This is a genomic window from Micropruina sp. (assembly GCF_027492755.1).
In the GTDB taxonomy this organism is placed as follows: Bacteria; Actinomycetota; Actinomycetes; order Propionibacteriales; family Propionibacteriaceae; genus Micropruina.
Genome location: NZ_JAPUED010000162.1, coordinates 5,855 through 8,591, shown reverse-complemented (window position 1 = coordinate 8,591; position 2,737 = coordinate 5,855). Strand labels below are relative to the sequence as shown.

Below are 2,737 nucleotides of genomic sequence, written 5' to 3'. Positions count from 1 at the left end.
ACGGTGCGCCCTGGCGGCGCCTCGCCGTCGTCATCTACCTGCCGACCGCGGTGTCGTTCATCGGCTTCGGCGCGATCATTCCGCTGGTGCCGCTGACCGCTCGCGCACTGGGCGCCTCGGTGCCGGAGGCGGCGCTGGTGGTGGCCCTGATGGGCATCGGCAACCTGGTCGGCGCGCTGCCCGCCGGGGTGATCGCCGACCGCTTCGGTGAAAAGAAGTCCCTGGTCGGCGCACTCTGTCTCGACATCCTCTGCCTGCTGACCTGCGCTTTCGCCCCGAACACCTGGGTGCTGGCCGGTGCGGTGTTCGTCACCGGGCTGACCGGGGCGATGCTGAGCCTCGCCCGACAGTCGTACCTCACCGTCGCCGTCGGGTTGGAGTACCGGGCTCGCGCTCTGTCCACCTTGGGCGGGGTGTTCCGGATCGGGTCGCTGCTCGGTCCGTTGATGGGCGCGGCCGTGGTCAGCGTCTGGGGGCTGCAGGCGGCCTACCTGGTGGCGGCCGGCACCAGCCTGCTGGCCGCCACCGTGACGCTCGCCCTGCCCGACCTGCCGATGCCCGAGCACCAGCCAGACGAGCCGGTGCAGATGCTGCGGGTGCTGCGTCAGCACGCCCACACCTTCGCCACCGCCGGGACGGGCGCCGCCGCCCTGATGCTGGTCCGGACGGCGCGCGACGCCCTGTTGCCACTGTGGTGTGAGCAGATCGGCCTGGACGCCGCCGCCACCAGCCTGGTGTTCGCACTCTCGTCAGCGATCGACATGACGTTGTTCTATGTGGGCGGCTCGGTGATGGACCGGTTCGGACGGCGCTGGGTCTCGGTGCCGTCCATGGTGATCATGGGGCTCTGCTTCGCCCTGCTGCCGTTCGCGCATTCGGTTGCAGCGGTCGCCCTGTTCGCCGCCGTCCTCGGCCTGGGCAACGGGATCTCCGCCGGCGTGGTGATGACCATCGGCTCGGACGCCTCGCCCGCGGTCGGCCGTCCGCAGTTCCTGGCCGGCTGGCGGCTGACCACCGGCCTGGGACAAGCCGCCGGACCGTTGTTGATCACCGCGATCGCGGCCGTCGCGCCGCTCGGAGCGGCCGCGGTGACCATCGGCGCGGTCGGTCTGGTCGGTGCCGGCTGGCTGTGGCGTTGGGTGTCCGAACCGGCGATTCCGGGTCATTGAACCGGCCCTTGTGTCGCACGCGCGACTTCGATAACAACCCGGCAACGACAAGGGGGTTCTCCTTGACGCTGGATTGTGCTCGCACCTAGCTTGGCAAGCAACGGGGCCCGAGAAGCTGGGCTCCCACGAGCGATCCAACGGAGGATCTCCATGCGTGCTCAACCACTCGTGGCCGTGGCATTTGCGGCCGCACTCACGTTGGTCGGCTGCAGTTCAGGCGCGCCGACAGCAAGTCAATCCCCAAGCGCTGCCACATCGGCGCCAGCCGGTGGTGCGGGCGGTGACGTCGGCGTCTTCACCTGGTGGGCGGACGGCTCCGAGAAGGTGGGCCTCGAGGCCCTGGAGAAACTGTTCAAGGAGAAGTACCCCAACGACACCTTCGTCAACCTCGCCGTGGCCGGCGGCGCAGGCAGCAACGCGAAGGCGAAGCTGGCCGCCGACCTGCAGAACGGCAACCCGCCCGATTCCTTCCAGGGCCATGCCGGCGCCGAGTTGCAGGACTACATCCGGGCCGACCAGATCGAGCCCGTCAACGACGTCATCGACGCCCTGGGCGGCGCCAGCGTCTTCCCGAAGAACCTGCTCGACCTGCTGACCGTGCAGGGCAACATCTATTCGGTGCCGTCCAACATCCACCGCGCGAACGTGGTCTGGGCGAACCCCGACGTGCTGAAGAAGGCCGGGGCTTCCGCTGAGCCGGCGGACATCGACGCCTGGCTGGCCGACATGCAGAAGCTCAAGGACGCCGGCGTCGCCACCCCGCTGAGCGTGGGCGGCACCTGGACCCAGCTGCAGTTGTTCGAGACGGTGTTGATCGCCGATCTGGGCGTCGACGGCTACACCCAGCTGTTCACCGCACAGGGCGACTGGGGCTCCGGCGGCGTGAAGAAGGCGGTGGCGCACTACGCCAAGCTGCTGAGCTACGCGAACACCGCCTCCGACGGCGACGACTGGCCGGGAGCCACCGACGCGGTGATCAACGGCAAGGCCGCCTACAACGTGATGGGCGACTGGGCGGTGGCCCAGTTCACGCTCAAGAACAAGAAGGACGGCGTCGACTACACCTACTTCCCGGTGCCCGGCACCAAGGGTGTCTTCGACTTCCTGGCCGACTCGTTCACCCTGCCCAAGGGCGCCAAGAACCCCGGCGGCGCGAAGGATTGGCTGTCGCTGATCGGGTCTCCTGAGGGCCAGAAGGCGTTCAACCTGGCCAAGGGCTCGATCCCGGCGCGGACCGATGTGCCGTCCGACGACTTCCCGGCCTACCAGAAGACGGCGATGGCGTCCTTCAAGTCGGACAAGATCGCACCCTCGATCGCGCACGGCGCGGCGGTCAGCCAGGCCTGGAACTCCGACATGAGCACGGCGATCTCGAAGTTCTACCGTTCGAAGGATCAGGCGACGCTGGTCACCGACCTGGTGGCGGCCGCCAAGAAGAACGCGGTCTGATCCCGATGTGACCACGGGGTGCGTCCGGGAAGCGCCACCACCCCCCCCAAAAAGAAGAAGTCGTAGAGCGGGCCGACGCCCTCACAGCGGACCCGGCAACGGCTGGGTATCACACCCCT

At 68.5% G+C, this 2,737-nt stretch carries 2 protein-coding genes; both read left to right on the top strand.

The annotated features are described in order from the left end of the window. The coding region (locus Q0066_RS11435; RefSeq protein WP_298132999.1) for an MFS transporter at positions 1-1,169 on the top strand (1,169 nt) is incomplete at its 5' end. A gap of 150 nt (positions 1,170-1,319) precedes the next feature. After that, complete coding sequence (locus tag Q0066_RS11430) at positions 1,320-2,618, top strand: extracellular solute-binding protein (RefSeq protein ID WP_298132997.1); 1,299 nt, start codon at positions 1,320-1,322, stop codon at positions 2,616-2,618. The last annotated feature ends 119 nt before the right edge of the window (positions 2,619-2,737 follow it).